25 protein-coding genes are annotated in these 25,138 nt (G+C 70.0%); 7 read left to right on the top strand and 18 right to left on the bottom strand.

Going from position 1 to position 25,138, the window contains the following annotated elements:
• Positions 1-20 precede the first annotated feature (20 nt).
• The gene (locus GWK25_RS07455; RefSeq protein ID WP_005480204.1) at positions 21-413 is read right to left on the bottom strand and encodes an SCO5389 family protein; all 393 of its coding nucleotides are present in this window, start codon (positions 411-413) and stop codon (positions 21-23) included.
• 395 nt (positions 414-808) lie between these two features.
• On the opposite strand from GWK25_RS07455, the gene nucS reads away from it, so the two are divergent.
• Positions 809-1,480, top strand: coding sequence for an endonuclease NucS (gene nucS / locus GWK25_RS07450; RefSeq protein WP_184899481.1), 672 nt, complete (start codon positions 809-811; stop codon positions 1,478-1,480).
• A 173-nt stretch (positions 1,481-1,653) separates the two neighbouring features.
• Here the strand turns inward: nucS and GWK25_RS07445 are convergent, their stop codons facing one another.
• The gene (locus GWK25_RS07445; RefSeq protein ID WP_215449043.1) at positions 1,654-2,274 is read right to left on the bottom strand and encodes a MerR family transcriptional regulator; all 621 of its coding nucleotides are present in this window, start codon (positions 2,272-2,274) and stop codon (positions 1,654-1,656) included.
• A gap of 90 nt (positions 2,275-2,364) precedes the next feature.
• Between GWK25_RS07445 and GWK25_RS07440 the strand changes: the two genes are divergently transcribed.
• On the top strand, positions 2,365-2,769 hold the full coding sequence (locus GWK25_RS07440; RefSeq protein ID WP_215449042.1) for a DUF3291 domain-containing protein: 405 nt from the start codon (positions 2,365-2,367) through the stop codon (positions 2,767-2,769).
• A gap of 49 nt (positions 2,770-2,818) precedes the next feature.
• Positions 2,819-4,276, top strand: coding sequence for an MFS transporter (locus GWK25_RS07435; protein WP_215449041.1), 1,458 nt, complete (start codon positions 2,819-2,821; stop codon positions 4,274-4,276).
• Between the two features lie 319 nt (positions 4,277-4,595).
• On the opposite strand, the gene GWK25_RS07430 is transcribed toward GWK25_RS07435, so the two are convergent.
• From GWK25_RS07430 to GWK25_RS07420, 3 genes are all read right to left on the bottom strand, one after another.
• The gene (locus GWK25_RS07430; protein WP_215449040.1) at positions 4,596-7,253 is read right to left on the bottom strand and encodes an ATP-binding protein; all 2,658 of its coding nucleotides are present in this window, start codon (positions 7,251-7,253) and stop codon (positions 4,596-4,598) included.
• A gap of 344 nt (positions 7,254-7,597) precedes the next feature.
• Entirely contained in the window at positions 7,598-7,921 is a 324-nt protein-coding gene (locus GWK25_RS07425; protein ID WP_033526497.1) for an STAS domain-containing protein, read from the bottom strand.
• A gap of 199 nt (positions 7,922-8,120) precedes the next feature.
• Positions 8,121-8,969, bottom strand: coding sequence for a 3-hydroxyacyl-CoA dehydrogenase family protein (locus tag GWK25_RS07420; RefSeq protein WP_215449039.1), 849 nt, complete (start codon positions 8,967-8,969; stop codon positions 8,121-8,123).
• A 647-nt stretch (positions 8,970-9,616) separates the two neighbouring features.
• Between GWK25_RS07420 and GWK25_RS07415 the strand changes: the two genes are divergently transcribed.
• The gene (locus GWK25_RS07415; protein WP_215449038.1) at positions 9,617-10,189 is read left to right on the top strand and encodes a cob(I)yrinic acid a,c-diamide adenosyltransferase; all 573 of its coding nucleotides are present in this window, start codon (positions 9,617-9,619) and stop codon (positions 10,187-10,189) included.
• Between the two features lie 16 nt (positions 10,190-10,205).
• Here GWK25_RS07415 and GWK25_RS07410 read toward each other — a convergent pair whose 3' ends face one another.
• Positions 10,206-10,343: a hypothetical protein gene (locus GWK25_RS07410; RefSeq protein WP_215449037.1), complete on the bottom strand. Its 138-nt coding sequence runs from the start codon at positions 10,341-10,343 to the stop codon at positions 10,206-10,208.
• Positions 10,340-10,930: a hypothetical protein gene (locus GWK25_RS07405; RefSeq protein ID WP_215449036.1), complete on the bottom strand. Its 591-nt coding sequence runs from the start codon at positions 10,928-10,930 to the stop codon at positions 10,340-10,342. The genes GWK25_RS07410 and GWK25_RS07405 overlap by 4 nt, the downstream gene beginning before the upstream one ends.
• 153 nt (positions 10,931-11,083) lie before the next feature.
• On the opposite strand from GWK25_RS07405, the gene GWK25_RS07400 reads away from it, so the two are divergent.
• From GWK25_RS07400 to GWK25_RS07390, 3 genes are all read left to right on the top strand, one after another.
• On the top strand, positions 11,084-12,271 hold the full coding sequence (locus GWK25_RS07400) for a sensor histidine kinase (RefSeq protein WP_215449035.1): 1,188 nt from the start codon (positions 11,084-11,086) through the stop codon (positions 12,269-12,271).
• The gene (locus GWK25_RS07395; RefSeq protein ID WP_215449034.1) at positions 12,268-12,909 is read left to right on the top strand and encodes a response regulator transcription factor; all 642 of its coding nucleotides are present in this window, start codon (positions 12,268-12,270) and stop codon (positions 12,907-12,909) included. Before GWK25_RS07400 ends, GWK25_RS07395 begins: the two co-directional genes overlap by 4 nt.
• 138 nt (positions 12,910-13,047) lie before the next feature.
• Positions 13,048-14,871 carry a glycoside hydrolase family 18 chitinase gene (locus tag GWK25_RS07390; RefSeq protein ID WP_215449033.1) on the top strand — a complete coding sequence of 608 codons (1,824 nt, stop codon included), beginning with the start codon at positions 13,048-13,050 and terminating at the stop codon, positions 14,869-14,871.
• A gap of 45 nt (positions 14,872-14,916) precedes the next feature.
• Here the strand turns inward: GWK25_RS07390 and GWK25_RS07385 are convergent, their stop codons facing one another.
• From GWK25_RS07385 to GWK25_RS07335, 11 genes are all read right to left on the bottom strand, one after another.
• Positions 14,917-15,369, bottom strand: coding sequence for a DUF2550 domain-containing protein (locus tag GWK25_RS07385; RefSeq protein ID WP_215449032.1), 453 nt, complete (start codon positions 15,367-15,369; stop codon positions 14,917-14,919).
• Positions 15,370-15,502: 133 nt separating this feature from the next.
• The gene (locus GWK25_RS07380; protein WP_033526509.1) at positions 15,503-15,877 is read right to left on the bottom strand and encodes a F0F1 ATP synthase subunit epsilon; all 375 of its coding nucleotides are present in this window, start codon (positions 15,875-15,877) and stop codon (positions 15,503-15,505) included.
• Positions 15,878-16,007: 130 nt separating this feature from the next.
• Positions 16,008-17,444: a F0F1 ATP synthase subunit beta gene (atpD, locus tag GWK25_RS07375; RefSeq protein WP_215449031.1), complete on the bottom strand. Its 1,437-nt coding sequence runs from the start codon at positions 17,442-17,444 to the stop codon at positions 16,008-16,010.
• The gene (locus GWK25_RS07370; RefSeq protein ID WP_215449030.1) at positions 17,444-18,358 is read right to left on the bottom strand and encodes a F0F1 ATP synthase subunit gamma; all 915 of its coding nucleotides are present in this window, start codon (positions 18,356-18,358) and stop codon (positions 17,444-17,446) included. The genes atpD and GWK25_RS07370 overlap by 1 nt, the downstream gene beginning before the upstream one ends.
• Before the next feature lie 21 nt (positions 18,359-18,379).
• Positions 18,380-19,975 carry a F0F1 ATP synthase subunit alpha gene (atpA, locus tag GWK25_RS07365; RefSeq protein ID WP_215449029.1) on the bottom strand — a complete coding sequence of 532 codons (1,596 nt, stop codon included), beginning with the start codon at positions 19,973-19,975 and terminating at the stop codon, positions 18,380-18,382.
• 144 nt (positions 19,976-20,119) lie between these two features.
• A complete protein-coding gene (locus tag GWK25_RS07360) occupies positions 20,120-20,935 on the bottom strand; it encodes a F0F1 ATP synthase subunit delta (protein WP_215449028.1) in 816 nt (271 codons plus the stop codon).
• Entirely contained in the window at positions 20,932-21,480 is a 549-nt protein-coding gene (locus tag GWK25_RS07355) for a F0F1 ATP synthase subunit B (protein WP_215449027.1), read from the bottom strand. The genes GWK25_RS07360 and GWK25_RS07355 overlap by 4 nt, the downstream gene beginning before the upstream one ends.
• A gap of 44 nt (positions 21,481-21,524) precedes the next feature.
• On the bottom strand, positions 21,525-21,755 hold the full coding sequence (gene atpE, locus GWK25_RS07350; RefSeq protein ID WP_215449026.1) for an ATP synthase F0 subunit C: 231 nt from the start codon (positions 21,753-21,755) through the stop codon (positions 21,525-21,527).
• A 76-nt stretch (positions 21,756-21,831) separates the two neighbouring features.
• On the bottom strand, positions 21,832-22,602 hold the full coding sequence (gene atpB / locus GWK25_RS07345) for a F0F1 ATP synthase subunit A (RefSeq protein ID WP_215457248.1): 771 nt from the start codon (positions 22,600-22,602) through the stop codon (positions 21,832-21,834).
• Positions 22,603-22,875: 273 nt separating this feature from the next.
• The gene (locus GWK25_RS07340) at positions 22,876-23,313 is read right to left on the bottom strand and encodes a hypothetical protein (RefSeq protein ID WP_215449025.1); all 438 of its coding nucleotides are present in this window, start codon (positions 23,311-23,313) and stop codon (positions 22,876-22,878) included.
• 433 nt (positions 23,314-23,746) lie between these two features.
• Positions 23,747-25,030, bottom strand: a complete 1,284-nt coding sequence (locus tag GWK25_RS07335; protein WP_215449024.1) for an MraY family glycosyltransferase — start codon at positions 25,028-25,030, stop codon at positions 23,747-23,749.
• Positions 25,031-25,138 lie beyond the last annotated feature (108 nt).

Genomic DNA, 25,138 nt, shown 5'->3' with positions numbered 1-25,138 from the left:
AGCTGTGGCGCGTCATGCCCTCAGCAGTCCCGGAGTTCCGGGGACTGGTTGAGGAGCTGGCCGCGGATCGAGGTGAAGCGGGCCAGCCTGTCGTCCACCGACGGGTCCAGTGGGAACACCGCCACCCGGTGGCAGTTCTGGAAGGCCAGCCGTACACCGAAGTGCCGCTGCAGCGCGCCGCGAATCGCGTCACTGGCGAGCGCGCGCAGCAACTGCCCGCGCGCCTGCTCGTCCGGCGGGGGCGTCTGGTTGTCGGCGAACTCTCCGCCGTCGACCTTCAGCTGTGCCACCAGAGAGCTGATCATCTCCCACGCGTAAGGAAGGGAGGTCCGGACGCAGTCGACGAAGGCGGCTTCGTCGACCTCGCCTCGCTCGGCCTGTTCGAGTAGGGCCGGTGAGACGTCGAGCGACATGGGTACTCCTCTCGCACCCCCACGACAACAGGGGTTGACGGACAAGGGCGGAGATCGGGTCGGCGAACACGCAGAGTGCACGCTTCGCGACCTCCAGTTTCTACGGTAAGCAACCGAACGTGACCGCACCAGGAGATTGCGCGCACCGACAGGGCGTGTGACGCACACAATCAGCCAATGCCGAACAGGAGTTGACAGCGGCACATGCCGGGGGACGACGAAGGCCCACGTGAGAGGCGGGAGAACGTGACGGAGTGCGACAGGCGCCGGGCGGGGGCGCCGGGTCCGTCGCACGGCGCCCGCCGGGGCGCGCCGGCAAAGGAGGGGGCTCGGGCGTCGGCCGTCGCGGCGGTCGAATCGCGCGCACCCCTCGGCGTCGAGTAGCGTTGCCGACCATGCGTCTCGTCATTGCCCGCTGCTCCGTCGACTACGCGGGCCGGCTCACCGCCCATCTCCCCTCGGCCCCCCGCCTGATCCTGGTGAAGGCGGACGGCAGCGTCTCGATCCACGCGGACGACCGGGCCTACAAGCCCCTCAACTGGATGTCGCCGCCCTGCACCCTGAAGGAGGGTTCCGGGGACGAGCAGGGCGTCTGGACCGTCATCAACAAGGCGGGCGAGAAGCTCATCATCACGATGGAGGAGGTCCTCCACGACTCCTCGCACGAGCTGGGTGTGGACCCCGGGCTGATCAAGGACGGCGTCGAGGCGCATCTGCAGGAGCTCCTCGCCGACCGCATCGAGACCCTGGGCGAGGGCTACACCCTGATCCGCCGCGAGTACATGACGGCGATCGGCCCCGTCGACATCCTGTGCCGCGACGCCGACGGCGCGACCGTGGCGGTGGAGATCAAGCGGCGCGGTGAGATCGACGGCGTGGAGCAACTCACGCGTTACCTGGAGCTGTTGAACCGCGACCCGCATCTCGCGCCGGTCCGCGGCATCTTCGCCGCCCAGGAGATCAAGCCCCAGGCGCGGGTCCTCGCCACCGACCGCGGCATCGGCTGCGCGGTCCTCGACTACGACGCCCTGCGCGGCATCGAGGACGACAAACTGCGCCTGTTCTAGGGGCGGTCACCGGGGCCGCCCGGGAACGACCGGTGGGCATGGAGGCCCCGTTCCCCGGCGGCGCCCTCCCCCCGGGGCCTCATGGCGCGACAGACGATCCACGAGCTCGACGTCGGCATCGTGGCCCCCTCCGGCCGCGAGGTCGCCGCACAACCGCGCCGCCAGCTGGGGGGCTAGTCGCCGGCGTACCGGCGGGCGGACTCGTTCTCCTGGGCCATGCGCCGCAGTGCCAGCAGCGCGGGCTCCAAGAGGACGGTCAGCAGCAGGGCGCGCTCGGCGGCCTCCAACGGGTCCTCGATCCCGTCGAGTTGGTCGAGGTCGAGGGTCGCGGTGCGCTCCGCGAGCCGGGCGTACGGCAGCAGCACCTGCCAGTCGAGCGGGGCGCCCAGGGTGCGCAGCGTGGACAGGGTCTCGGCCAGCACCGCGCGCGCGGGCGCCGCCTCATGCACGTTCCACCCCAGCTCCTCGACCAGGGCGTCGACCTTCCCCGTCTCCGAGGGGGCCTCGGCGGGTTCCTCGGTAAGCCGGATGGCCCCCAGGGCGAAGCCCAACTGGACGTGGGTGTCCCCGGCGTGCTCCGCCAGGGCGCCCAACAGCTCCCGGGTGGTGCTCACGGACAGCCCCCGCACACCGATCAGCGCACGGATCAGCCGGAGCCTGCGGACATGGCTCTCGTCGTACTCGGCCTGTGTCGCGGAGATCTGCCGTCCGGCCGGGAGCAACCCCTCGCGCAGGTAGTACTTGATCGTCGCGACAGAGACACCGCTGCGGCGGCTCAGCTCGGAGATTCGCATCGGTCGTCCCCCGCACTAGAAGTTGGATACCTTCACTGTCTAACATAGATAGTGAAGGTATCCAACATCTCTCCGGAGAGGGACACAGCCATGCCCACCTTGCGCTGGACCACGATCAGCACCCCCGCACCGGACACCGAGGCGTTCGTCATGGCCTCCCGGCTGGAGGTCCGCTCGTTCCAGGACGTACCGCGCTTCTTCCTCCAGTCCCTGTCCGCGTGGAAGCAGGTCTCCCGCGCCCCCGGGGCCTACGGCGCCTCCTTGATCGCCGAGCCCCTGAAGCGCACGTTCTGGACCCTGTCGGCGTGGGAGGACAAGGACGCGCTCTACGCGTACGCGAGGACCGAACCGCACCGGTCGATCATGAGCGGCCTGCGGTCCACGGTGAAGGACTCGGTCTTCACCTTCTGGCAGGCCCCCGCGGCCGAGCTGCCCATCGCCTGGTCGGAAGCCCGCCGCCGCCTCGCCGAGGAGCAGGCGCGGAGCGCTTCCTGATCCTCACCGGCCACGCCTTCCGCGCCCCTTCCATGAGGAGAGACCCACCATGACGTTGTCCGAGGAACAGGCGGTTCTCGACAGTCCCGCCCCGGAACCGGCCGCCCCCGGCGAGCGGCGCGCACCCCTGTGGCTCGCCGTCGTCGCGTGCAGCCTGCCCATGTTCATGGTCGCGCTCGACAACCTCGTCGTCTCCACGGCCCTGCGGACCCTGGCGGTCGACCTGGAGGCGAACACCCAGCAGCTCCAGTGGTTCGTCAACGCCTACGTCCTGAGCTTCGCCTGCCTGTTGATGACCGGCGCTGCGCTCGGCGACCGGTTCGGCCGCCGCACGGTCTTCGTCGCCGGCATCGTCGCGTTCACGCTGGCCTCCATCGGCTGCGGCCTGTCCGACACCAGCGCCCAGCTGATCACCTTCCGCACCCTCCAGGGCTTCGGGGCGGCCGCGGTCATGCCGCTGTCGCTGACCCTGCTCTCCCAGGCTGTCCCCGAGCGCCTGCGCGGGATGGCGCTCGGCATCTGGTCCGGCGTGAGCGGCCTGGCCGTGGCCATGGGCCCCGTGGTGGGCGGCGCGGTGGTCGACGGCCTCGACTGGCGGTGGATCTTCTGGATCAACGTGCCGGTGTGCCTGGTCGCCGTACCGCTCGTCCTGGTGACCCTGCGGGAGAGTTCGCTGCCCGGCTCGCGCCTCGACCTGGTCGGCATGCTGCTGGCGGCGGCCGGACTGTGCGCCGTGGTGTGGGCGATCGTGCACGGCGAGCCGGACGGCTGGACCTCGACGAGGGTTTTGGGCGCCTTCGCGGGCGGCGGCGTGCTGCTGGTCGCCTTCGTCGCCTGGGAGGCCCGGTCCGCCGATCCCATGCTGCCGCTGTCCTTCTACCGGGTGCGTGCCTTCACCCTCACCAACATCGTCTCGGCGACGATGTACTTCGGCGTCTTCGGCTCCCTGTTCCTGCTGGCCCAGTACCTCCAGCTGGTGCCTGAGCGCACCCCGCTGGAGGCCGGTGTCCGCACCCTCGCCTGGACCCTCATGCCGATGTTCGTCGCCCCCGTCGCCGGGCTCCTCACCGACAAGGTCGGCGGCGGCCGTCTGATGGCGCTCGGCCTGTTCCTCCAAGGCGTGGGGCTGGGCTGGATCAACCTGGTCGCGGAGACCGACACGGCCTACGCCGCCCTGGTCGGCCCGATGATCGTGGCGGGCATCGGCATGGGCTTCGTCTTCGCCCCCACCGCCGCGGTCGTCCTCGGCTCGGTCGCCAAGGAGCACGCGGGGAAGGCGTCCGGCGCCAACAGCACCGTCCGCGAGATCGGCGGCGCGCTCGGTATCGCCGTGCTCAGCACCGTGTTCGTGGCGCACGGCAGCATGCGCACCCCGCACGCGTTCGTCGACGGCCTGCAGCCCGCGGTGTGGGTCGGCGTGGCCGTCGTCCTCGGCGGCGCCCTGTGCGCCCTCGCCATCCCCCGCCACCCGCGCCCGCCCGCGACGACATCGCCCGACGGCGACTGAGCCGACCCGGCGAGGCCGACGGGCGACCCCGCGGGGCCCGGACGCCGTGCCCGCGAGACCCAGGCCGTCCATCCACGCGTGTCGCGCTCGGGCGCCGAGCACTGCGGGCGGCCGCAGTCCCAGCGGGCCAGGTCGACTCCGTGGCGCAGGCCGCCGTCCCCGCCAGGCCCAACAGCCCTCCCCGCGAGGCGCGGTGGCCGGCACGTCGACCCCTGCTCCGGGGCATGCGCGGTCCGCGTCGACGCTCCGCCCGGCCACCGGCCCTCCGTCTCCCACGAGGGCATCTCGTGCACGTGGGAGACGGCCGCATCCGTAGCCGTCAGGCCACCGTGTCGGCCGGCGGCACGGGTGCGCTTGCCGAGGTGCCCGTCCCCGTGGGGGCGGTCGCGGTGTCGGTGGTGCCGGGCGGCGGCGGGTCGTCGGTCGGATCGTCCGTCGGGTCGTCCGTGGGATCGTCCGTCGGGTCACCGGTGGGATCGTCGGTCGGATCGCCCGTGGGGTCGTCCGTCGGATCGCCCGTGGGGTCCGTCGTCGGGTCGTCGGACGGCGTCGGCTTCGGCGAGGTCTTCGACGGGGACGGCGTCGGCTTGCCCGACGGCCCCTTCGTGCCGCTCGGGTCGTCCGACGGCCCCGCCGTGTCGGTCGGTGTCGGGTCGTCCGAGGTGCCGTAGGTGCCGTCGGGGCCCGGGTCCGTCGGTTCGGGCAGGGCGCCCGGGGTGTCGTCCTCGTCCCCGGCCTTGGGGCGGTCCGCGACGAGGCCGCCGTCGTCGGTGCCCTCGCTGGCGGACGGGTTGACGCCGACCCGCTCGGCCGGGGTGTCGCCGTTGCGGTCGGAGGTCGCGCCGAGGGTCACGACGGTGCCCAGGACGGCCGCGAGGAGCGCACCCGCACCCGCCGCGACCATGTTGCGCCGGGCACCGCCGACGAGGCTCTTGAGGCTGCTCAGCCGGTGCGCGGGCGACGTGGAGCCGATCCGCTGGGTGACGAGCGTCGTTTCCTTGGCCGCAGGGGCGGAGGCGGCTCCGCCGTACCCGGCCGCGCCCGATCCCCACGCCCCCGATCCGGTCGGCGTACCGAGACCGGCACCGTGCGACGCCGTGGCCCCGTAGCCGACCGCGCCGAGGCCCGCCGTACCGAGTCCCGCGCCGGTCGAGCCGGCCGGCGGGTACGCGGACGGCACGCCCCCGGGCGGTGAGGCCGACTCCTCGTGCCGGGCGTTCGGCACCTCCTCCCCCGCCGCCGTGCGCCCGCCGGGCGGTGTCGCCCCGGAGCGGTCGGCGACCAGGGCGAGGGCCCGGCGTCCGGCGACGGTGCCGCGCTTGTCGGCGAGGACGTTGCGCAGCCCGATGGAGGCCTCCAGCTCCGCCCGGGCCCGCTCCAGCTGCCCGGAGCAGAGCGCGAGGACGCCCAGCTCGTGGTGGAAGTAGGCCTGCTCGCCGGTCTCACCGGCGAGACCGGCCGCCTCGGCGCCTGCCCGCAGCGAACGCTCCCAGGCGTTCCAGCGCAGCCCGGCGGCGAACGCGGGCGCCGCCTGGCGGGCCAGCACCACGGCGGCGCTCTCGTCGTCCTCGCCGACCGGGACCGTCGTCGGCACGAGCGCGGTGAGGGCGGCCAGGACGGCGTCCGCCTCGGCCGAGACCCGCTCGGGGGTGACCGAGGGGTGCCCGGCCCACCAGGCGTAGTGCTGGGCGGCGGTGTGGGCGCGCGCCTCCGTGTCGTCGGCGTACCCGGCGGCCTCCAGCTGCGTCCGCACCCCGGCGGCGAGCCGGTAGCGGGCGCCGACAGGTGTCACCAGGGCGCAGCCGACCAGCTCGCCGAGGGCGGCGTCGGCGTGGGTGTCACCCACCAGGGCGGGCAGGTGGGCCTGGTGCGGGATCTCGCCATCGAGCGCGACGGCGAACCTGAGGGTCTCGCGGGCCGAGGCGCTCAGCCGGGAGGCGAGCAGCGCGGCGGGCGCGGCACCCTCGGCGAGCGAGGGCAGGGGCAGGTCGTGCCCGTCCGGGACGGCGTCGACGGGCATGTCGACGGGCGGTGCCTCCTGGAAGACCCCGAACTCGTCGACGGCGTCGGCACCGGCCCGCTGCCGGTCCCGCTGCCTGAGCAGCGCCCCGGCCTGGGTGAAGCGCAGGGGCAGGCCTTCGGACTCGAACCAGAGGTCACCGGCCCAGTTCGACTCGTCCTCGGTGAGGGGCCGCCCGACGGCACGCTCCAGAAGCTGTTCGCTGCCGGCCCGGTCGAAGCCGCCGAGGAGGATCTCCTCCAGGGGCGCGTCGTTGGAGGGCAGCGGGATGTCGGGGGTGGCGGCGATCAGGAAGGCGCACTCGGGGGTGGCGTCGAGCAGTTCGTCGAGCGCGATCCCACCGAACTCCAGGTCGTCCAGGACGACGACCGCGCCGATGTCCTTCACGATGTCGAGGATCTGCTGCCGGGCGGGCCGGTACAGGGGTGTGCTGTACACGGCTGCGAACAGTTCGTACAGCAGGTCGTCGACCGTGCGCCGGAAACCGCTCAGCCGGACGACACCGTCGGGGGCCAGATCCGCGCAGTCCTCGGCGACCGCGTCGAGGAGTGTGGTGCGACCGGAGCCGCGTGCTCCGGTCAGGCGCACGGAGCGGCCGCGCGCGAGCAGCCGTACGAGGCGTGCTCTCTCCTCGTCGCGCCGGAGCAGGGGCAGCCGGGGCAGCGAGGGGCCCGGGGGCACCGGCGGCCGGGCGGCGCGGTCGACGGCGGCACGCTCGGCGGGTGCGTGCTTCACGGGCTGACCAGGCAGTTCGCCCGGTGGGCAGTTCTCTATCTCGCTGCCGTCGACGGGGTTGACGGTCAGCAGGAAGTCGCCGGAGACGAGCTGGACGGTGCGGGCGAGCGCCGGGGCGTGCCGGTCGAAGTCCTGTGTCAGCGCGTCGCGTGGCGGACGCTTGCTCGGCGCCTGTCCGTCGTCATGGCCGTACTCTTCGGGTCCCGGGTTGTTCGGGTCCATCGGTCCTAGCCCCCCAAAAGCGTCTCGTGTGCTGGAGCCCCTCCCGGCCGTGTCGCACACCGCGCTGTCGCTTCTGGTCCGGAACCCGCTCGAGGGTAGCTGGCAGCGGGCAGCCGAACCCTAAACCTTCGCACAGTATCTCCGACAGTCCGGGGTCCCGCGCCGTCCGAGACATCACAGTCTCGTGAGGATTGCGAACGTGGTGCGTTTCGCCCTCATGGTCCGCACTGGTCCACGAGGTCTCATGACCCCCATGACGACCGGAGGGGTCAGGCCGACCGGAGGGTCATGCCGACCGGGTGTCCCGCACACACGGAGCCATACGTACGAACCCGCACACGCGTTCACACGCGGGGCAGTGACTCCAGACCGATTCCGCCCTCGATCGCGAGGATGCGGTGCAGCCGGGTGGCCACGAGCAGCCGCTGCATCTGCGGCGGCACATCGCGCAGCACGAGCCGCCGTCCGCACCGTCCCGCCCGCCGGTGGGCTCCCATGATCACCCCGAGTCCGGTGGCGTCCCAGGAGTCCAGCTCTGACAGGTCGAGCACCAGGTCGCCGGCTCCGTCGTCGACGGCCGAGTGCAGGACCGTACGGGCGTCCGCCGCGCTGCGTACGTCGAGGCGGCCCCCGACGACCAGCTCGGCGTGGTCGCCCCTGATGTACATAAGCGCTCCCCGTGAGTGCGTCTCGTACTCCGTGATGTGGGTGATGCAACGTCTGACGGCGTTTGACACCGAGAGGTTGCCGTCTGTGAGCGAACCGATACCGAATTCACCTCAAGGGGTGAAGCCGGAGAGGCTCATGCGTTCACATGCGTGGGAGGGGCCGCCCGTGAAGCGTGGGCCGGCGTCGGCCGGACCTGCGTCAGTAGGTGTAGAAGCCCTGCCCGCTCTTGCGTCCGATGTCACCGGCGTCCACCATCCGGCGCATCAGCTCCGGAGGGGCGAACTTCTCGTCCTGCGACTCGGTGTAGATGTTGCTCGTGGCGTGCAACAGGATGTCGACGCCCGTCAGATCGGCCGTGGCCAGGGGCCCCATCGCATGGCCGAAGCCCAGCTTGCAGGCGAGGTCGATGTCCTCGGCGGTGGCGACGCCCGACTCGTACAGCTTCGCCGCCTCGACGACGAGGGCGGAGATGAGACGGGTCGTCACGAACCCGGCGACGTCACGGTTGACGACGATGCAGGTCTTGCCGACCGACTCGGCGAACTCCCGCGCGGTGGTGAGCGTCTCGTCACTCGTCTTGTAGCCGCGCACCAGTTCGCAGAGCTGCATCATCGGCACCGGCGAGAAGAAGTGGACGCCGACGACCCGCTCGGGCCGCTCGGTGGCCGCCGCGATCTTGGTGATCGGGATGGCGGAGGTGTTCGAGGCGAGCACGGTGTCCTCGCGGACGACCTTGTCGAGGGCCCGGAAGATCTCGTGCTTCACCTCCAGCTTCTCGAAGACGGCCTCGACGACGATGTCCGCGTCGGCCGCCGCGTCGAGGTCGGTGGTGGCGGTGATCCGCCCCAGCGCCGCCTCGGCGTCCCCGGCCGCCAACTTCCCCTTGCTCACGAACTTGTCGTACGACGCCTCGATGCCGCCGATGCCACGGTCGAGCGCCTCGTCGGTGACGTCACGCAGGACGACGTCCCAGCCCGCCTGCGCGGACACCTGGGCGATCCCGGACCCCATGAGTCCGGCTCCGATCACGGCGAGCTTCCGTGCCACTGTGCGACTCCCCTGGTACGCGCTGTTGATGTGTTGCCTCTCCGGCGGACACTAGCGCCCGTGAGGGGCCGTGTGACCGCTTAGTAACGCGAGTCACGTCTCAACAGACGGACATCACACCGGCGACACTCACTCGAAGGGTTGTACGGCCCAGTTGGGCATCCGCCCGCCCAACAGGCCCTCCCCGCCACACAGGAGAAGAAGCACCCCTCGTCACACTTCGTCCGGATTGCACCGGGAGAGCGTGGCACGCCCTATGACGGCCGTCACCGTCCGGCTGATCCAGGCGATCTGACCGGCGATCAGCGAGGGAGGGGAGTCGGCGGCGCGGGCTCTTGCCGCGGGGCGGGGCACCTGACCGGATCGCCGTCCGCGGGGGTCCGGACATGGTGGCCGGTGGGGCGGGCACGGCGGACGACATCCCGAGTGCGCTCCCGCCGCGGCACGGCGGCTCGACCGACGCCGCACTCCAGGAGGCCCTGTGGCTTCTCCCCGGCTCACGGCTCACCGATGTCCCGCGGGTCCCGCCGCGCCCCTGGCCCCCGGTCGCCGGCCGGACGGCGTCCCGGCGGCCGCTCCCCCACCGCACCCCGTGACGGTGGGCACACGGGTCGTCCGGACGGGCCCGTCGTAACTACGCTGGTCACATGGTCAATCTGACGCGCATCTACACCAGGACCGGCGACCAGGGCACCACCAACCTCGGCGACATGAGCCGGGTGCCCAAGAGCGATCCGCGGATCTCGGCGTACGCGGACACCAACGAGGCCAACGCGGCGATCGGGACGGCGATCGCACTGGGCGGCCTGGACCAGGAGGTCGTCAAGGTCCTCGTGCGGGTGCAGAACGATCTCTTCGACGTGGGCGCCGACCTTTCCACGCCCGTCGTCGAGAACCCCGAGTTCCCGCCCCTGCGGGTGGAGCAGTTCTACATCGACAAGCTGGAGGCGGACTGCGACCGCTTCAACGGGGAGCTGGAGAAGCTGCGCTCCTTCATCCTGCCCGGCGGCACCCCCGGCGCGGCCCTGCTGCACCAGGCCTGCACGGTGGTCCGGCGCGCCGAGCGCTCGACCTGGGCCGCGCTGGAGGATCACGCCGACGCGATGAACCCTCTCACCGCGACCTACCTCAACCGTCTCTCCGACCTCCTGTTCATCCTCGCGAGGACGGCGAACAAGGAGGTCGGGGACGTGCTGTGGGTCCCGGGCGGCGACCGGTAGCCACTCCTTGTCGCGCTCACGCGAAGCGGCAACGGCTCTCGCGGAGCGGCAGCGGTCCCCACGCGCACAGCACCAGGCTGATCGCGAAGGTGGCGGCCCTCTCCACCAGGTTCCTCGCCGCCCGGCCGACCGTCCCGCCCCGCGCGCCGCTCATCGTCCGATCCGCTCCTTCGCGTACCCGGAGTCCCGGTCCCCGTCCCCCCGCCCGTCCGGCTCCTTCTTCGGCCAGATCGTGTAGGCGAGCGCGACCAGACCGTGGATGCCGGCGGCCCGCAGGGCGACCCACTGGAACGACCTCAGCGATTCGACGTTCCCGTCGTCGCCGACGTACCAGACGGCCAGCTGGAGCAGGGCCAGCGCCACTCCGGTCGCCACCAGCGTCCGGACCCAGAGCCTGCCCTCGTGGCGGGCCCTGGCCAGGCCGTACTTGGGCGGCCCGGTCGGCTTGGGCCCGCCGGCCAGGCGATGTGCCGCGTGGCCGTCCAGCCACCGGATCATGTAGTGGCCGTAGCCCACGGTGAAGCCGATGTAGAGCGCCGCCACCCCGTGCTCCCAGCTCGGCTCGGCCCCGTTCTTCAGGTCGATCGCGGTCACGACGAACAGCACCAGCTCCAGCACGGGCTCGCAGAGCAGCAGCACGACACTGGCCCGGCGCTTCTTCAACAGGTAGCGGACGGCCAGGGCCAGGGCCAGCAGCACCCAGAAGCCGACCTCGCAGGCGATGATCAACGCGACGATCACGATGCGCTCCTCTCGTTCACCCTTCCAGGCTCCCGGCCGTCGCCCCCGGAATCGTCGTCGGCGGTGACGAAGTCGCGGTACATCGAAAGATGCAGTGCGGGACCGTTCCCGGGCACCAGGCGACGGGCTCCCGTCCCGTGTTGGATGGAGGGCATGGCCGTACGACCGCCCCGCCCGCACCGCGTGGACCTGTACATCGCCGCCGCCGGACTCCTCGGCGGCCTGCTGCTGTGGGGCCTCGGCCTCGACACCCGCACGCCCCGCGACGGCATCGTGGTGCTCGAGAGCCCCTGGTGGGTCCTGCCGCCCCTCGTCGTGACCGCCGGCTGCGAGGCACTGCGCCGCGTGATGCCCCGCACGGCCCTGCTGGTGGGCTGGGCCGCGCTGACCCTGGACACCATCACCCAGGGCAGCCTGATCACGGTCCTGATGTTCACGGACCTGGTCTACGCGGCCGTGCTGTACGGCCCGCCCAGCACGGCCCGCCGGGTGCCCTGGGTCTCCGGACTGGTGACCATCGCCTTCACCGTGGTCCCGATCGCGGCCTTCCGGAAACCGGAGGCGCTGCTGATCGGGGTGGTCGTCGGCCTGGTCTCCCTCATGCCCGCCGCCACCGGCTGGATCGTGCGCAACCACCGCGATGCCGCCGAGGCGGCCCGGCTGCGTGCCGAGCAGACGGCCCTGCTGGCGGAGATGGACCGGGCCCAGGCCGTCGTCTCCGAACGGGCGCGCATGGCGAGGGAGTTGCACGACATGGTCGCCAACCACCTCTCGGCGATCGCGATCCACTCCACCGCCGCGCTCTCCCTCGACGACCCCGGCACCTCCAAGGAGGCCCTCGGGGTCATCCGTGAGAACAGCGTCGCGGGGCTCGCCGAGATGCGCCGGCTGATCGGCATCCTGCGGGATTCGAGCGACGACACCGAGCCGTCCGCCGCACCCACGCTCGACGGCCTCGGCTCCCTCGTCGAGGGCGCCCGCACCAACGGTCTCGACGTCACCCTTGACGCCGACCACGCCGCCGCCCTCCCCGCCCCCGTAGAGCTGGCGGCCTACCGCATCGTCCAGGAGTCACTCACCAACGCCCTCAAACACGCCTCCCCCGGCCGGGTCTGCGTGGTGCTGCGGCAGCCGGACGGCTCCCTCGCCATCTCCGTGACCAGCCCGTACGGCGACCGCGACGGGCCGAGCGCACCCGGTTCCGGCGCTGGTCTGGTCGGGATGCGGGAGCGGGTCGCCCTGCTGGGCGGCACCTTCGAGGCGGGCCCCGAGAGCTTGGTGCACGGCAAGATCTGGAGCGTCCGCGCCACCCTGCCCGTCACCCAAGGAGAACCCGCATGATCCGTGTGCTCGTCGCCGAGGACCAGTCCGCCGTACGGGCCGGGCTGGTGCTCATCCTGCGCAGCGCGCCGGACATCGAGGTGGTGGCCGAGGCGGCGGACGGCGAACGGGCGGTGGCGCTCGCCCGTGAACTGCGGCCCGACCTGGTGCTGATGGATGTGCAGATGCCGCGCCTGGACGGGGTGTCGGCAACCCGGCAGGTGGTCGCCGAGGGACTGGCCGACGTCCTCGTGCTGACCACCTTCGACCTCGACGAGTACGTGTTCGGGGCGCTGCGGGCCGGGGCCGCCGGGTTCCTGCTGAAGAACACGGAGGCGAGGGACCTGATCGAGGCCGTGCGGGCGGTGGGGCGCGGCGAGGGTCTGATCGCCCCGGCGGTCACCCGGCGGCTGATCGCGGAGTTCGCCGCCAAGCCCGTACGGGAGCCGGCGGTCGATCCGTCCGTCCTCGACTCCCTCACCCGGCGGGAGCGGGAGGTCCTCTCCTGTCTGGGCGAGGGGCTGTCGAACGCGGAGATCGCCGGGCGGCTGGACATGGCCGAGGCGACGGTGAAGACGCACGTCAGCCGACTGCTGGGGAAGCTCGATCTGCGCAGTCGCGTGCAAGCGGCGGTACTGGCGCAGGAGTTGGGTGTCTGACCCCGGTCTGCCTCGCCCAGGGGTGTCGGCGCGGGCGCAGTGGTCCAGACCCATTGACCTATGGTCCAGACCTTTCTATTCTCGGCCCACTGCGCCACGTCATGCTCATGCAACAAGACACCCCACAAGGAGGCGCACATGCGCTTCAGGCACAGAGCCATAGCGGGTCTCGCGACCCTGCTGCTCCCCCTCGCCGGCCTGGTCGGTCTCGCCACCCCCGCCCAGGCGGCCACGGAGGCGACCGCCACCTACGCCAAGCCCCAGGACTGGGGCTCCGGCTTCGAAGGCAAGTGGACGGTGAAGAACACCGGCACCACCACCATCAGCTCCTGGACCGTCGAGTGGGACTTCCCCTCCGGCACGTCGGTCACCTCCGCCTGGGACGCGGACGTCACCTCGTCCGGGACCCACTGGACCGCCAGGAACAAGTCCTGGAACGGCACCCTCGCCCCCGGCGCCTCCGTCTCCTTCGGTTTCAACGGGAGCGGCTCAGGCTCCCCGGCCAACTGCAAGCTCAACGGCGGAAGTTGTGACGGCGGCCCCACCGTCCCCGGCGACGCGGCACCCTCCGCCCCCGGCACGCCGACCGCCTCGGACGTCACCGACACCTCGGTGAAGCTGAGCTGGCGCGCCGCCACCGACGACAAGGGCGTCAAGAACTACGACGTCCTGCGCGGCGGCACCAAGGTCGCCACCGTCACCGGCACCACCTACACGGACACCGGCCTGACCGCCGGCACCGACTACTCGTACACCGTCCAGGCCCGTGACACCGCCGACCAGACCGGCCCGGTCAGCGGCGCGGCGGCCGTGCGGACGACCGGGGGCGGCACGAACCCGAACCCCGGCTCGAAGATCAACCTCGGCTACTTCACCGAGTGGGGCGTCTACGGCCGCAACTACCACGTGAAGAACCTGGTCACCTCGGGCTCCGCCGCCAAGATCACCCACATCAACTACGCGTTCGGCAACGTCAAGAACGGTCAGTGCACCGTCGACGACACCTACGCCGCCTACGACAAGGCGTACACCGCCGACCAGTCCGTCAGCGGCGTCGCCGACACCTGGGACCAGCCGCTGCGCGGCAACTTCAACCAGCTCCGACAGCTCAAGGCCAAGTACCCCCACATCAAGGTGCTGTACTCCTTCGGCGGCTGGACCTACTCCGGCGGCTTCGGCCAGGCCGCGCAGAACCCGGCCGCGTTCGCCAAGTCCTGCAAGGCCGTCGTGGAGGACCCGCGCTGGGCCGACGTCTTCGACGGCATCGACATCGACTGGGAGTACCCGAACGCCTGCGGTCTGACCTGCGACACCTCGGGCCCGGCGGCCTTCCGCACCCTCTCGCAGGCACTGCGTGCCGAGTTCGGCTCGAACTACCTGGTCACCGCGGCCATCACCGCGGACGGCTCCTCCGGCGGCAAGATCGACGCGGCCGACTACGGCGGCGCCGCCCAGTACCTCGACTGGTACAACGTGATGACGTACGACTACTTCGGCGCCTTCGACAAGGACGGCCCGACCGCCCCGCACTCCCCGCTCACCTCGTACTCGGGGATCCCGCAGGCCGGCTTCAACTCGGCCGACGCCGTCGCCAAGCTGAAGTCGAAGGGCGTCCCGTCCGCCAAGCTGCTGCTCGGCATCGGCTTCTACGGCCGCGGCTGGACCGGCGTCACCCAGTCCGCCCCCGGCGGCACGGCGACCGGGGCGGCCCCCGGCACCTATGAGGCGGGCATCGAGGACTACAAGATCCTCAAGAACTCATGCCCGGTCACCGGCACCATCGCGGGCACGGCGTACGCCCACTGCGGCAGCAACTGGTGGAGCTACGACACCCCGTCCACCATCGCCGGAAAGATGACCTGGGCGAAGAACCAGGGCCTGGGCGGCGCGTTCTTCTGGGAGTTCAGCGGCGACACGAGCAACGGAGAGCTGGTGAACGCGATCAGCAACGGGCTGAAGTAAGCGGGGCTCGCGCCCCGGGGGACCCCACCCGGCGAGTGAACGCGGCTACGCCACGTTCACTCGCTGTCCGGGCGGGGCGGCCTCCAGCCACGCGAGGAAACCGGTCAGCGCGTCCTCGCTCATCGCCAGTTCCAGCCGGGTCCCGCGGTGCAGACACGCGAGGATCACGGCGTCGGAGAGAAGCGCCAGCTCCTCCTCGCCCTCGGGGGTGCGGCGGCCGGCCACCTCGATCGAGGCGCGCTCCAGGACGCGGCGGGGGCGGAACGAGTACGAGAAGACGCGGTACCACTCGACGCGGTCGCCGTTGTAGCGGGCGACGCCGTACCCCCAGCCCTTGCCGTTCTCGTCGCTGCCGGGTTTCTCCGGGGCGTCCCAGCGGAGGCTGCAGTCGAAGGTGCCCCCGGAGCGCTGGATGAGCCGGCGGCGCAGTCCGAAGACGAAGAGCCCGACCACCACGAGCGCGATCACCGAACCGCACACAGTCAGAGCGAGGACCATCGACACCGACCTCCTCGTCTCCTAGGTAACGGAACGTAAAAAACACCCATATTCGCCTCAGCCGCGGCCGGGTCGGGATGAAGTCATCCGGACCCGGCCGCGGCTGGGGTACAGCATCACACGGCGTCTGCGCTCAGCGCGCACCCGCCGTACGCAGTCGTACATCCGCGCGGCGCTCGGCGGCGGCGTCGCCCTCCGCCTTCGCGCGCTCCAGCTCCCGCTGGGCGCCCTGGACGTCGATCTCGTCGGCCAGCTCGGCGACCTCGGCCAGCAGGGACAGCTTGTTGTCCGCGAACGAGATGAAACCGCCGTGCACAGCGACGACGACGGTGCCGCCCTCACTCGTACGGATGGTCACCGGGCCCGACTCCAGCACACCGAGCAGCGGCTGGTGACCGGGCATGACGCCGATGTCGCCGGACGTGGTCCGCGCGACGACCAGGGTGGCCTGGCCCGACCAGACCTCTCGGTCGGCCGCGACCAGCGCGACGTGCAGCTCAGCAGCCAAGGTGGCTCCTCGGGTCACCACCCGGCGCCTCGGCCGGGTGTTGGGTCAATTCTAGAGGGAGTACAGAGGGGGGCGGGACGCACCCCATGAGGTGTGGCCTCGCCCCCCACTGATCACGATGTGCCTGACGTCAGCTGACGCCGAGCTCCTTCGCGTTCTTCTTCAGGTCCTCGATACCACCGCACATGAAGAACGCCTGCTCCGGGAAGTGGTCGTACTCACCGTCGATGATCGCGTTGAACGCGGCGATCGACTCGTCCAGCGGCACGTCCGACCCGTCGACGCCGGTGAACTGCTTGGCGACGTGGGTGTTCTGGGACAGGAAGCGCTCCACGCGACGGGCACGGTGGACGACGAGCTTGTCCTCCTCGCCGAGCTCGTCGATACCGAGGATCGCGATGATGTCCTGCAGGTCCTTGTACTTCTGCAGGATGCTCTTCACGCGCATCGCGGCCGTGTAGTGGTCCGCCGCGATGTACCGCGGGTCGAGGATGCGGGACGTCGAGTCCAGCGGGTCCACGGCCGGGTAGATGCCCTTCTCGGAGATCGGACGGGAGAGCACCGTCGTCGCGTCGAGGTGGGCGAAGGTGGTGGCCGGGGCCGGGTCGGTCAGGTCGTCCGCGGGGACGTAGATCGCCTGCATCGAGGTGATCGAGTGACCACGGGTCGAGGTGATGCGCTCCTGGAGGAGACCCATCTCGTCGGCCAGGTTCGGCTGGTAACCCACCGCGGAGGGCATACGGCCGAGCAGGGTCGACACCTCGGAACCGGCCTGGGTGAAGCGGAAGATGTTGTCGATGAAGAACAGCACGTCCTGCTTCTGCACATCGCGGAAGTACTCCGCCATGGTCAGACCGGCCAGGGCCACACGCAGACGGGTGCCCGGGGGCTCGTCCATCTGGCCGAAGACCAGCGCGGTCTTGTCGATGACGCCCGAGTCGGACATCTCCTCGATGAGGTCGTTGCCCTCACGGGTGCGCTCACCGACACCGGCGAACACCGACACACCGTCGTGGTTGTTGGCGACGCGGTAGATCATCTCCTGGATGAGCACCGTCTTGCCGACGCCGGCACCACCGAACAGACCGATCTTTCCACCCTTGACGTACGGGGTGAGAAGGTCGATGACCTTGACGCCGGTCTCGAACATCTCGGTCTTCGACTCGAGCTCGTCGAAGTTCGGGGCCTGGCGGTGGATGCCCCAGCGCTCGCCCGTGTACTGCTCGTCGACGTTCAGCACCTCACCGAGGGTGTTGAACACCTTGCCCTTGGTGAAGTCGCCGACCGGCACGGTGATGGAGGCGCCGGTGTCGGTGACCGGGGCCTGGCGGACCAGACCGTCGGTGGGCTGCATGGAGATGGTGCGGACCAGGCCGTCACCCAGGTGCTGGGCGACCTCCAGGGTCAGCGTCTTCAGCTCGCCGGCGTTGGCCGGGTCGGCCACCTCGACGTGAAGGGCGTTGTAGATCTCCGGCATCGCGTCGACGGGGAACTCCACGTCGACGACCGGGCCGATGACCCGGGCGACGCGGCCCGTGGCAACGGCCGTCTCAGAAGTCGTCGTCATTACTTGTCACTCCCCGCGGTCGCGTCGGAAAGGGCTGCGGAGCCACCGACGATCTCGCTGATTTCCTGGGTGATTTCGGCCTGGCGGGCCGCGTTGGCAAGGCGGGAGAGCGTGTTGATCAGCTCACCCGCGTTGTCGGTCGCCGACTTCATCGCGCGGCGGGTGGCGGCGTGCTTGGAGGCAGCCGACTGCAGCAGCGCGTTGTAGATGCGGCTCTCGACGTAGCGCGGCAGCAGGGCGTCGAGGACGTCCTCCGCCGACGGCTCGAAGTCGTACAGCGGGAGGATCTCGCCCTTGGGCGCCTCCTCCGCGACCTCTTCGAGGCTGAGCGGCAGCAGACGCGCGTCGAGCGCCTGCTGCGTCATCATCGAGACGAAGTCGGTGTAGACGATGTGGAGTTCGTCCACCCCGCCGTCCGCCGTGTCCTTCTCGATGGCCTCGATCAGCGGGCCCGCGACCTTCTTGGCGTCCGCGTACGTGGGCTCGTCGGTGAAGCCGGTCCACTGCTCCACGACCTTGCGCTCGCGGAAGTTGTAGTGGGCGACACCGCGGCGGCCGACGATGTACGTGTCGACCTGCTTGCCCTCGGCCTCGAGGCGTGCCGTCAGCTGCTCCGCGGCCTTGATGGCGTTGGAGTTGAAGGCACCGGCGAGACCGCGGTCACTCGTCAGCAGCAGCACTGCGGAACGCGTGACCTTCTCGGCCTGCGTGGTCAGCGGGTGCTTGGTGTTCGAACCAGTGCCCACCGCCGTGACCGCGCGGGTGAGCTCGGTCGCGTAGGGCGTGGAGGCCGCCACCTTGCGCTGCGCCTTGACGACGCGCGAGGCGGCGATCATCTCCATCGCCTTGGTGATCTTCTTGGTCGCGGTGACGGATCGGATGCGACGCTTGTAGACCCGGAGCTGAGCTCCCATGAGTCAGGTCCCTTCCTTACGTCACTTGGAGACGTTGACGGCCGGAGCGTCCTCGCCGAGCAGCTTGCCGTCCGCGGTCTCGAACTGCTTCTTGAAGTCGGCGATCGCGTCGGCGACAGCGGTCAGCGTGTCGTCCGAGAGCTTGCCGCCCTCCTTGATGGAGGTCATGAGGCCCTGCTCCTTGCGGTGCAGGTACTCCAGCAGCTCCTTCTCGAAGCGGCGGATGTCGGCGACCGGGACGTCGTCCATCTTGCCGGTGGTGCCGGCCCACACGGAGACGACCTGGTCCTCGGTGGACATCGGCTCGTACTGGGCCTGCTTCAGCAGCTCGACCATGCGCTGGCCGCGCTCCAGCTGCGCCTTCGACGCGGCGTCCAGGTCGGAACCGAAGGCGGCGAACGCCTCCAGCTCACGGAACTGGGCGAGGTCCACGCGCAGACGGCCGGAGACCTGCTTCATCGCCTTGTGCTGGGCGGAACCACCGACTCGGGAGACGGAGATACCGACGTTCAGCGCGGGGCGCTGACCGGCGTTGAAGAGGTCCGACTCCAGGAAGCACTGGCCGTCGGTGATGGAGATGACGTTGGTCGGGATGAACGCCGAGACGTCGTTGGCCTTCGTCTCGACGATCGGCAGACCGGTCATCGAGCCCGCGCCCAGCTCGTCGGAGAGCTTCGCGCAGCGCTCCAGCAGACGGGAGTGCAGGTAGAAGACGTCACCCGGGTAGGCCTCACGGCCCGGCGGGCGGCGCAGCAGCAGGGACACGGCGCGGTAGGCGTCGGCCTGCTTCGAGAGGTCGTCGAAGATGATGAGGACGTGCTTGCCCTCGTACATCCACTGCTGACCGATGGCCGAACCGGTGTAGGGCGCCAGGTACTTGAAGCCGGCCGGGTCGGACGCCGGGGCGGCGACGATGGTCGTGTACTCCAGCGCGCCGTTCTCCTCCAGCGCGCGGCGGACCGACGCGATGGTCGAGCCCTTCTGGCCGATGGCGACGTAGACGCAGCGGACCTGCTTCTTCGGGTCGCCCGAGCGCCAGTTGTCGCGCTGGTTGATGATCGTGTCGACGGCCAGGGCGGTCTTGCCGGTCTGGCGGTCACCGATGATCAGCTGACGCTGACCACGGCCGATCGGGGTCATCGCGTCGACGGCCTTGTAGCCGGTCTCCATCGGCTCGTGCACCGACTTACGGGCCATGACGCCCGGGGCCTGCAGCTCCAGGGCACGACGACCGCTGGTCTCGATCTCGCCGAGGCCGTCGATCGGGTTGCCGAGCGGGTCGACGACGCGGCCGAGGTAGCCCTCGCCCACGGCGACCGACAGGACCTCGCCGGTACGGGTGACCGGCTGACCCTCCTCGATGCCGCTGAACTCACCGAGGACGATGGCGCCGATCTCGCGCTCTTCCAGGTTGAGCGCGAGGCCGAGGGTGCCGTCCTCGAACTTCAGCAGTTCGTTGGCCATGGCCGAGGGAAGACCCTCGACCTTCGCGATGCCGTCGCCGGCAAGGGTGACCGTACCGACCTCCTCGCGCGAGGCCGCGTCCGGCTTGTACGACTGGACGAAGTTCTCCAGCGCGTCCCGGATCTCCTCCGGCCGGATCGTGAGCTCCGCCATCTGGGTTCCCTGCTCTCCTTGTTGGGCCCGAAGTTTCACTTGGGGGGAATGCGTAAACTCCCGGACTCCCCCCTGAACGAGGTGAATCCTCTGCACGGCCCAACCGGGCCGTAGGAATACGTACGTACTGCTATGAAGTTTGAGCTAGCTCGCCAGGCGGCGGCCGGCGTCCTCGAGTCGGTCCGCGATCGAGCCGTTGATGATCTCGTCGCCGACCTGCACCCGGATCCCGCCGAGGACGCCGGGGTCCACGTCGAGGTTGAGGTGCATGGAACGGCCGTAGAGCTTCGCCAGGGCGGCGCCGAGGCGTCGCTTCTGGGGGTCGCTCAGCGGGACCGCGGAGGTGACGACGGCGACCATGCGGTCCCGGCGCTCGGCGGCGAGCTTGGACAGGGACTCGAGTCCCCCCTCCAGGCTACGTCCACGCGGCGCGGTCACGAGGCGCGTCACCAGACGCTCGGTGGTGGCCTTGGCGCGGCCGCCGAGCAGGCTGCGCAGCAGCTCACCCTTGGCCGAGGCGCCGGCGGCCCGGTCGGTCAGCGCGGACCGCAGCTCGGTGTTCGAGGCGACGATCCGGCCGAAGCGGAACAGCTCGTCCTCGACGTCGTCGAGCGTGGCCGACTGCTGCGCGGCCGTGAGGTCGGCGACATCGGCCAGCTGCTCCAGTGCGTCCACCAGGTCGCGGGGCTGCGACCAGCGGGAACGCACCAGGCCCGACACCAGGTCGGCGGTGGTCGAGCCGACCTGCCCGCCGAGGATGCGGACGACCAGCTCGGCCTTGGCCTCGCCGGACTGCGCCGGGTCGGTCAGGACCCGACGCAGCGACACCTCGCGGTGGAGCAGAGCGGTGACGGCGGCCAGCTCGTCGGCGAGCCGCGCCGCGTCCACGGACGTGGAGTCCGTCAGCGCGTCGAGACGCTCACGTGCGGCTGCCAGGGCCTCGCGGCTCGCTCCGTTCATCGCGTGGCCTCGGCCTTCTCCTCGAGGTCGTCGAGGAAGCGGTCGATCACACGGCTCTGGCGGGCGTGGTCCTCGAGGGACTCGCCGACGAGCTTGCCGGCCAGGTCGGTGGCGAGCTTGCCCACGTCCTGACGCAGCGCCGAAGCGGCGGCCTTGCGGTCGGCCTCGAGCTGCGAGTGACCGGCGGCGATGATCTCCTCGCGCTGACGCTGGCCCTCGGCCCGCATCTCGGCGATGAGCGTGGCACCCTGCTCCTGCGCCTCCTGGCGCAGCCGCGCGGCCTCGTGCCGAGCCTCGGCGAGCTGAGCCTTGTACTGCTCCAGCACGCTCTGGGCCTCGACCTTCATACGGTCGGCCTCTTCGATACCGCCCTCGATCGCGTCGCGGCGCTCTTCCAGAACCTTGTTGATGTTCGGGAGGAGCTTCTTCCAGAAGAAGAAGAACACGATGGCGAAGGCGATGGCGCCCACGAGCAGCTCGGGGCCCGGCGGGACGAGCGGGTTCTGCTCTTCCCCGGCCGCCAGCTGTACCAGGTTGGCGATCACATCAGTGCCTTTCCTTGAAAGGTTTCGATCGTCAGTGCGTCGGCCTAGTAGACGAACGGCATGACGATGCCGATGAGGGCGAGCGCCTCACAGAACGCGAAACCGAGGATCTGGTTGGCACGGATCAGGCCGGCCGCCTCAGGCTGGCGGGCGAGCGCCTGGGTGCCGTTGCCGAAGATGATGCCGACGCCGACGCCGGGGCCGATGGCGGCGAGGCCGTAGCCGACGGAACCGATGTTGCCTTCGAGGGCGGCGAGGGTCTCCATGGCAGCCATGCTGATTCTTCCTTCTCTTTCATGGACCGGCGGGGGTTGGCCACCGGACGTTCTGGGGGTTGTGAAGCGGCAGGGCTCAGTGGTGCTCGGCGAGAGCGCCCTGAACGTAGGTGCAGGCCAGCAGCACGAACACGTACGCCTGGACCGCCTGGACGAAGAGCTCGAAGCCGATCATGGCCACGGTCATCACGAAGGAGACGCCGGCGGCCGGAATCATCCAGCTGTTGAGCAGGTACCAGGAGGCGATGGTGAACATGACCAGCATCAGGTGCCCGGCGAACATGTTGGCGAACAGTCGCACCGCGTGCGTGAAGGGGCGGACCAGCAGGTTCGAGAAGAACTCGATGACCATGACCAGCGGCAGCACCGGGCCGAGCGACTTGTCGTAGCCGGTGACGTTCTTGAAGAAGCCGACGAAACCGTGCTTCTTGAAGGTCACCGAGACCCACACCACGTACACGACAGCGGCCAGCACCATCGGGTAGGCGATGATCGAGGACACCGGGAACTGGGCCAGCGGGATCACGGACCAGATGTTCATGATCCAGACGAAGAAGAACAGGGAGACCATGAAGGGGACGAACTTCTCCCCGTCCTTCTTGCCGATGGTCTCGTAGACGATGCCGCGGCGTACGAAGTCGTAGCCCGCCTCGCCGATCATCTGCAGCTTGCCCGGGACCACCTTGGCCTTGCCGAAGGCGAGGGTGAAGAAGGTGATCACCAGGAGGGTGGTGATCAGGGCGAGCAGCATCACCTTGTTGAACTCGAACCCGCCGACCGTGGCGATCGGCTTGAAGAGGAACGAGTGCAGGCCCGGAGCCGGGAAGCCACAGCCGTTGTCGGACATGATCCGACAGCTCCAGTCAAAGGCGAGCTGGGTCTGGTCAGCACTCACCACGGGCTCCTTCGGCGTGACGCATGGGTACGGCAACCTCGTTGTGTCGGCGCGGCGCGCAGCCGCGGGTCGGCACTGGACTGGTGTTACGGATGTGGGGGCGGCTGGGGGGCATCAAGCCTCGCGATTGAGCAGGCGTCAGCTCAGATGCCCGCGCCCGCGATGCCGCAGTTGGCACCGGACGATAGCAGGAGTTCGCACACGCCCTTATCCCGGCCCTACTCCTCACGACGAGTGCCCCGATTTTTCGGGCTTGCTGCCCGTCGGCGCATCGGGTTCGACATAGAGGATCTTGGCCTTCATGTGCGCGCGCGTCTGTGCGGCGATCCACACGAGGGTGGTGGCGACAAGCGTGAACGCGAAGGCCTTGGGGTGGAACAGAGTGGTGTTCTTGAACGCGGACAGAAAGATGAACAAGAGCAGGATCTGTGCCGCGTAAAGCATGAGGCCCATCATCTGGAACAGATGAGGAAGCGATTTGGCAGTGCGCTGCAGAACGTAGAGCCCGATTCCCATGAAGAGGATCGTGATCACCGCCGCCACGACGGCGCCGAGAGCCCCCTTGCCTCCGACGACCACACCGCTGACGACAGCGGCGATCGCGCCGGCGGCTGCCGTGGGTACGGCGGCCTGAAGGAGGGTCCGGACGTCATTGGACGGCATGGCGGCAACTCCGCTTGCTAAGGGGGCAGGGTGTCGTCATGGACGAGCGTAGACCCCGGGGGCGAGCGAGAATCTCGCGCCAACGGACCGTCGCAGTGCGGTCCTTCGACTCTGTCCCGGGTTCTCGTGAACCGTATCACAAACTATTTGATGAGGTCTTTACCTGAATGCTGTGCCAGGTGTCACACATGAGGGTGAAGCTGCCCGTCTGTGCAAAATCCACGCCGACTTGTCTGGTATAAGGCCGTTTTGCGGCGTCACGGCCTCGCATGGCGTCGGCAAAGTGTTAGTCAGATTCTTACCTTGCCGTCAGCGCGACGCCGCGGCCCTCCGCCCGCACGACGGACGGCCGGAGGCCGTGCGCGAGGGGTCGCGCACGGCCTCCGGCCGGTTCTGCGAAGGGGGCGAGGACGGCGCCGCGCGGAGCCGTCGCTCAGTGGCGCGCGCCCGCCGGGCTGCGTTCCGGTTCGTGGCTGCGGCCGCCGATCGCCGTCGCGCCGTTGAGGGAGGGCGCCCAGTCGGCGACGGGCTCCGGCGCGGGCGCCGGGACCGCACGGCGACGGTAGCGGGGCGGTACGAAACGCTCCGCCCAGCGCGGCGCGCGCGGCGTGAAGCGGGGCAGCAGCAGGAGGAAGAGACCGACCCCGCTGAACATGGCGATGGCGAGGACGATCCACATGGACGCGGAGTTCACCGTGTACGCCAGGGTGCCGAACGCGATCACCGCGGACCAGAAGTACATGATCAGCACGGCCCGGCTGTGCGAGTGCCCGACCTCCAGGAGCCGGTGGTGCAGATGCCCCCGGTCGGCGGCGAACGGCGACTGGCCTCGCCAGGTGCGGCGCACGATCGCGAGGATCAGGTCGGCCGCCGGGATCGCCAGGATGCTCAGCGGCATCAGCAGCGGGATGTAGACGGGCACCATCGAGTAGACCGTGTTGCGCTCCGAGCCGTACAGGTTCATCACGTCCGGGTCGACCTGCCCCGTGATGGAGATCGCGCCGGCCGCCAGCACCAGGCCGATCATCATCGACCCCGAGTCGCCCATGAAGATCCGCGCCGGATGCATGTTGTGCGGCAGGAAGCCCAGGCACATGCCCATCAGGACGGCCGCGAACAGGGTGGCGGGGGCCGCGGCCTCGATGCCGTAGCTGTACCAGAGGCGGTAGGCGTACATGAAGAACGCGGCGGAGGCGATGCAGACCATGCCGGCCGCGAGACCGTCGAGACCGTCGACGAAGTTCACCGCGTTGATGGTGATGACGACCAGGGCGACCGTGAGGAGGGTGCCCTGCCACTGGGTCAGCGCGACGATCCCCACGCTGGGGATGGGCAGCCACAGGATCGTCAGACCCTGCATCACCATCACACCGGCGGCGATCATCTGGCCGCCGAGCTTGATCAGGGCGTCGATCTCGAACTTGTCGTCCAGGACGCCGATGAGCCAGATCAGCGCGGCCCCGGAGAGCAGCGCGCGCGGTTCGTTGGACTCGGCGAAGACCTCGCTGAGGTTGGTCAGATGGTCGGCGACCAGCAGACCGGCGCACAGCCCGAAGAACATCGCGATGCCGCCGAGGCGGGGCGTGGGTTCACGGTGGACATCGCGCGCACGGATCTCCGGCATGGCTCCGGCCACGATCGCGAACTTCCGCACCGGCCCTGTCAGCAGGTACGTCACCGCGGCCGTGATGCAGAGCGTCAGGAGGTATTCACGCACGGGCTTCCCCACAGGTCTCGCTGGCCATCACAGCCTCACACCCTAGCGATGCGCGCGACGGTGCACGCATACGGTGGAGGACATCCGGGTAGCGACGATGGTTGCACG

Source organism: Streptomyces sp. ATCC 21386 (assembly GCF_018728545.1).
Taxonomy (GTDB): Bacteria; Actinomycetota; Actinomycetes; order Streptomycetales; family Streptomycetaceae; genus Streptomyces.
This window is presented reverse-complemented; position numbering and strand designations above follow the sequence as displayed.

Excerpts from the sequence above, each read along its gene's own strand:
- GWK25_RS07455 (WP_005480204.1), bottom strand. The coding sequence starts at position 413 with ATGTCGCTCGACGTCTCACCGGCCCTACTCGAACAGGCCGAGCGAGGC.
- nucS (WP_184899481.1), top strand. The coding sequence starts at position 809 with ATGCGTCTCGTCATTGCCCGCTGCTCCGTCGACTACGCGGGCCGGCTC.
- GWK25_RS07445 (WP_215449043.1), bottom strand. The coding sequence starts at position 2,274 with ATGCGAATCTCCGAGCTGAGCCGCCGCAGCGGTGTCTCTGTCGCGACG.
- GWK25_RS07440 (WP_215449042.1), top strand. The coding sequence starts at position 2,365 with ATGCCCACCTTGCGCTGGACCACGATCAGCACCCCCGCACCGGACACC.
- GWK25_RS07435 (WP_215449041.1), top strand. The coding sequence starts at position 2,819 with ATGACGTTGTCCGAGGAACAGGCGGTTCTCGACAGTCCCGCCCCGGAA.
- GWK25_RS07430 (WP_215449040.1), bottom strand. The coding sequence starts at position 7,253 with ATGGACCCGAACAACCCGGGACCCGAAGAGTACGGCCATGACGACGGA.
- GWK25_RS07425 (WP_033526497.1), bottom strand. The coding sequence starts at position 7,921 with ATGTACATCAGGGGCGACCACGCCGAGCTGGTCGTCGGGGGCCGCCTC.
- GWK25_RS07415 (WP_215449038.1), top strand. The coding sequence starts at position 9,617 with ATGGTCAATCTGACGCGCATCTACACCAGGACCGGCGACCAGGGCACC.
- GWK25_RS07410 (WP_215449037.1), bottom strand. The coding sequence starts at position 10,343 with ATGAGCGGCGCGCGGGGCGGGACGGTCGGCCGGGCGGCGAGGAACCTG.
- GWK25_RS07400 (WP_215449035.1), top strand. The coding sequence starts at position 11,084 with ATGGCCGTACGACCGCCCCGCCCGCACCGCGTGGACCTGTACATCGCC.
- GWK25_RS07395 (WP_215449034.1), top strand. The coding sequence starts at position 12,268 with ATGATCCGTGTGCTCGTCGCCGAGGACCAGTCCGCCGTACGGGCCGGG.
- GWK25_RS07390 (WP_215449033.1), top strand. The coding sequence starts at position 13,048 with ATGCGCTTCAGGCACAGAGCCATAGCGGGTCTCGCGACCCTGCTGCTC.
- GWK25_RS07385 (WP_215449032.1), bottom strand. The coding sequence starts at position 15,369 with ATGGTCCTCGCTCTGACTGTGTGCGGTTCGGTGATCGCGCTCGTGGTG.
- atpD (WP_215449031.1), bottom strand. The coding sequence starts at position 17,444 with ATGACGACGACTTCTGAGACGGCCGTTGCCACGGGCCGCGTCGCCCGG.
- GWK25_RS07370 (WP_215449030.1), bottom strand. The coding sequence starts at position 18,358 with ATGGGAGCTCAGCTCCGGGTCTACAAGCGTCGCATCCGATCCGTCACC.
- atpA (WP_215449029.1), bottom strand. The coding sequence starts at position 19,975 with ATGGCGGAGCTCACGATCCGGCCGGAGGAGATCCGGGACGCGCTGGAG.
- GWK25_RS07360 (WP_215449028.1), bottom strand. The coding sequence starts at position 20,935 with ATGAACGGAGCGAGCCGCGAGGCCCTGGCAGCCGCACGTGAGCGTCTC.
- atpE (WP_215449026.1), bottom strand. The coding sequence starts at position 21,755 with ATGGCTGCCATGGAGACCCTCGCCGCCCTCGAAGGCAACATCGGTTCC.
- atpB (WP_215457248.1), bottom strand. The coding sequence starts at position 22,602 with ATGTCCGACAACGGCTGTGGCTTCCCGGCTCCGGGCCTGCACTCGTTC.
- GWK25_RS07340 (WP_215449025.1), bottom strand. The coding sequence starts at position 23,313 with ATGCCGTCCAATGACGTCCGGACCCTCCTTCAGGCCGCCGTACCCACG.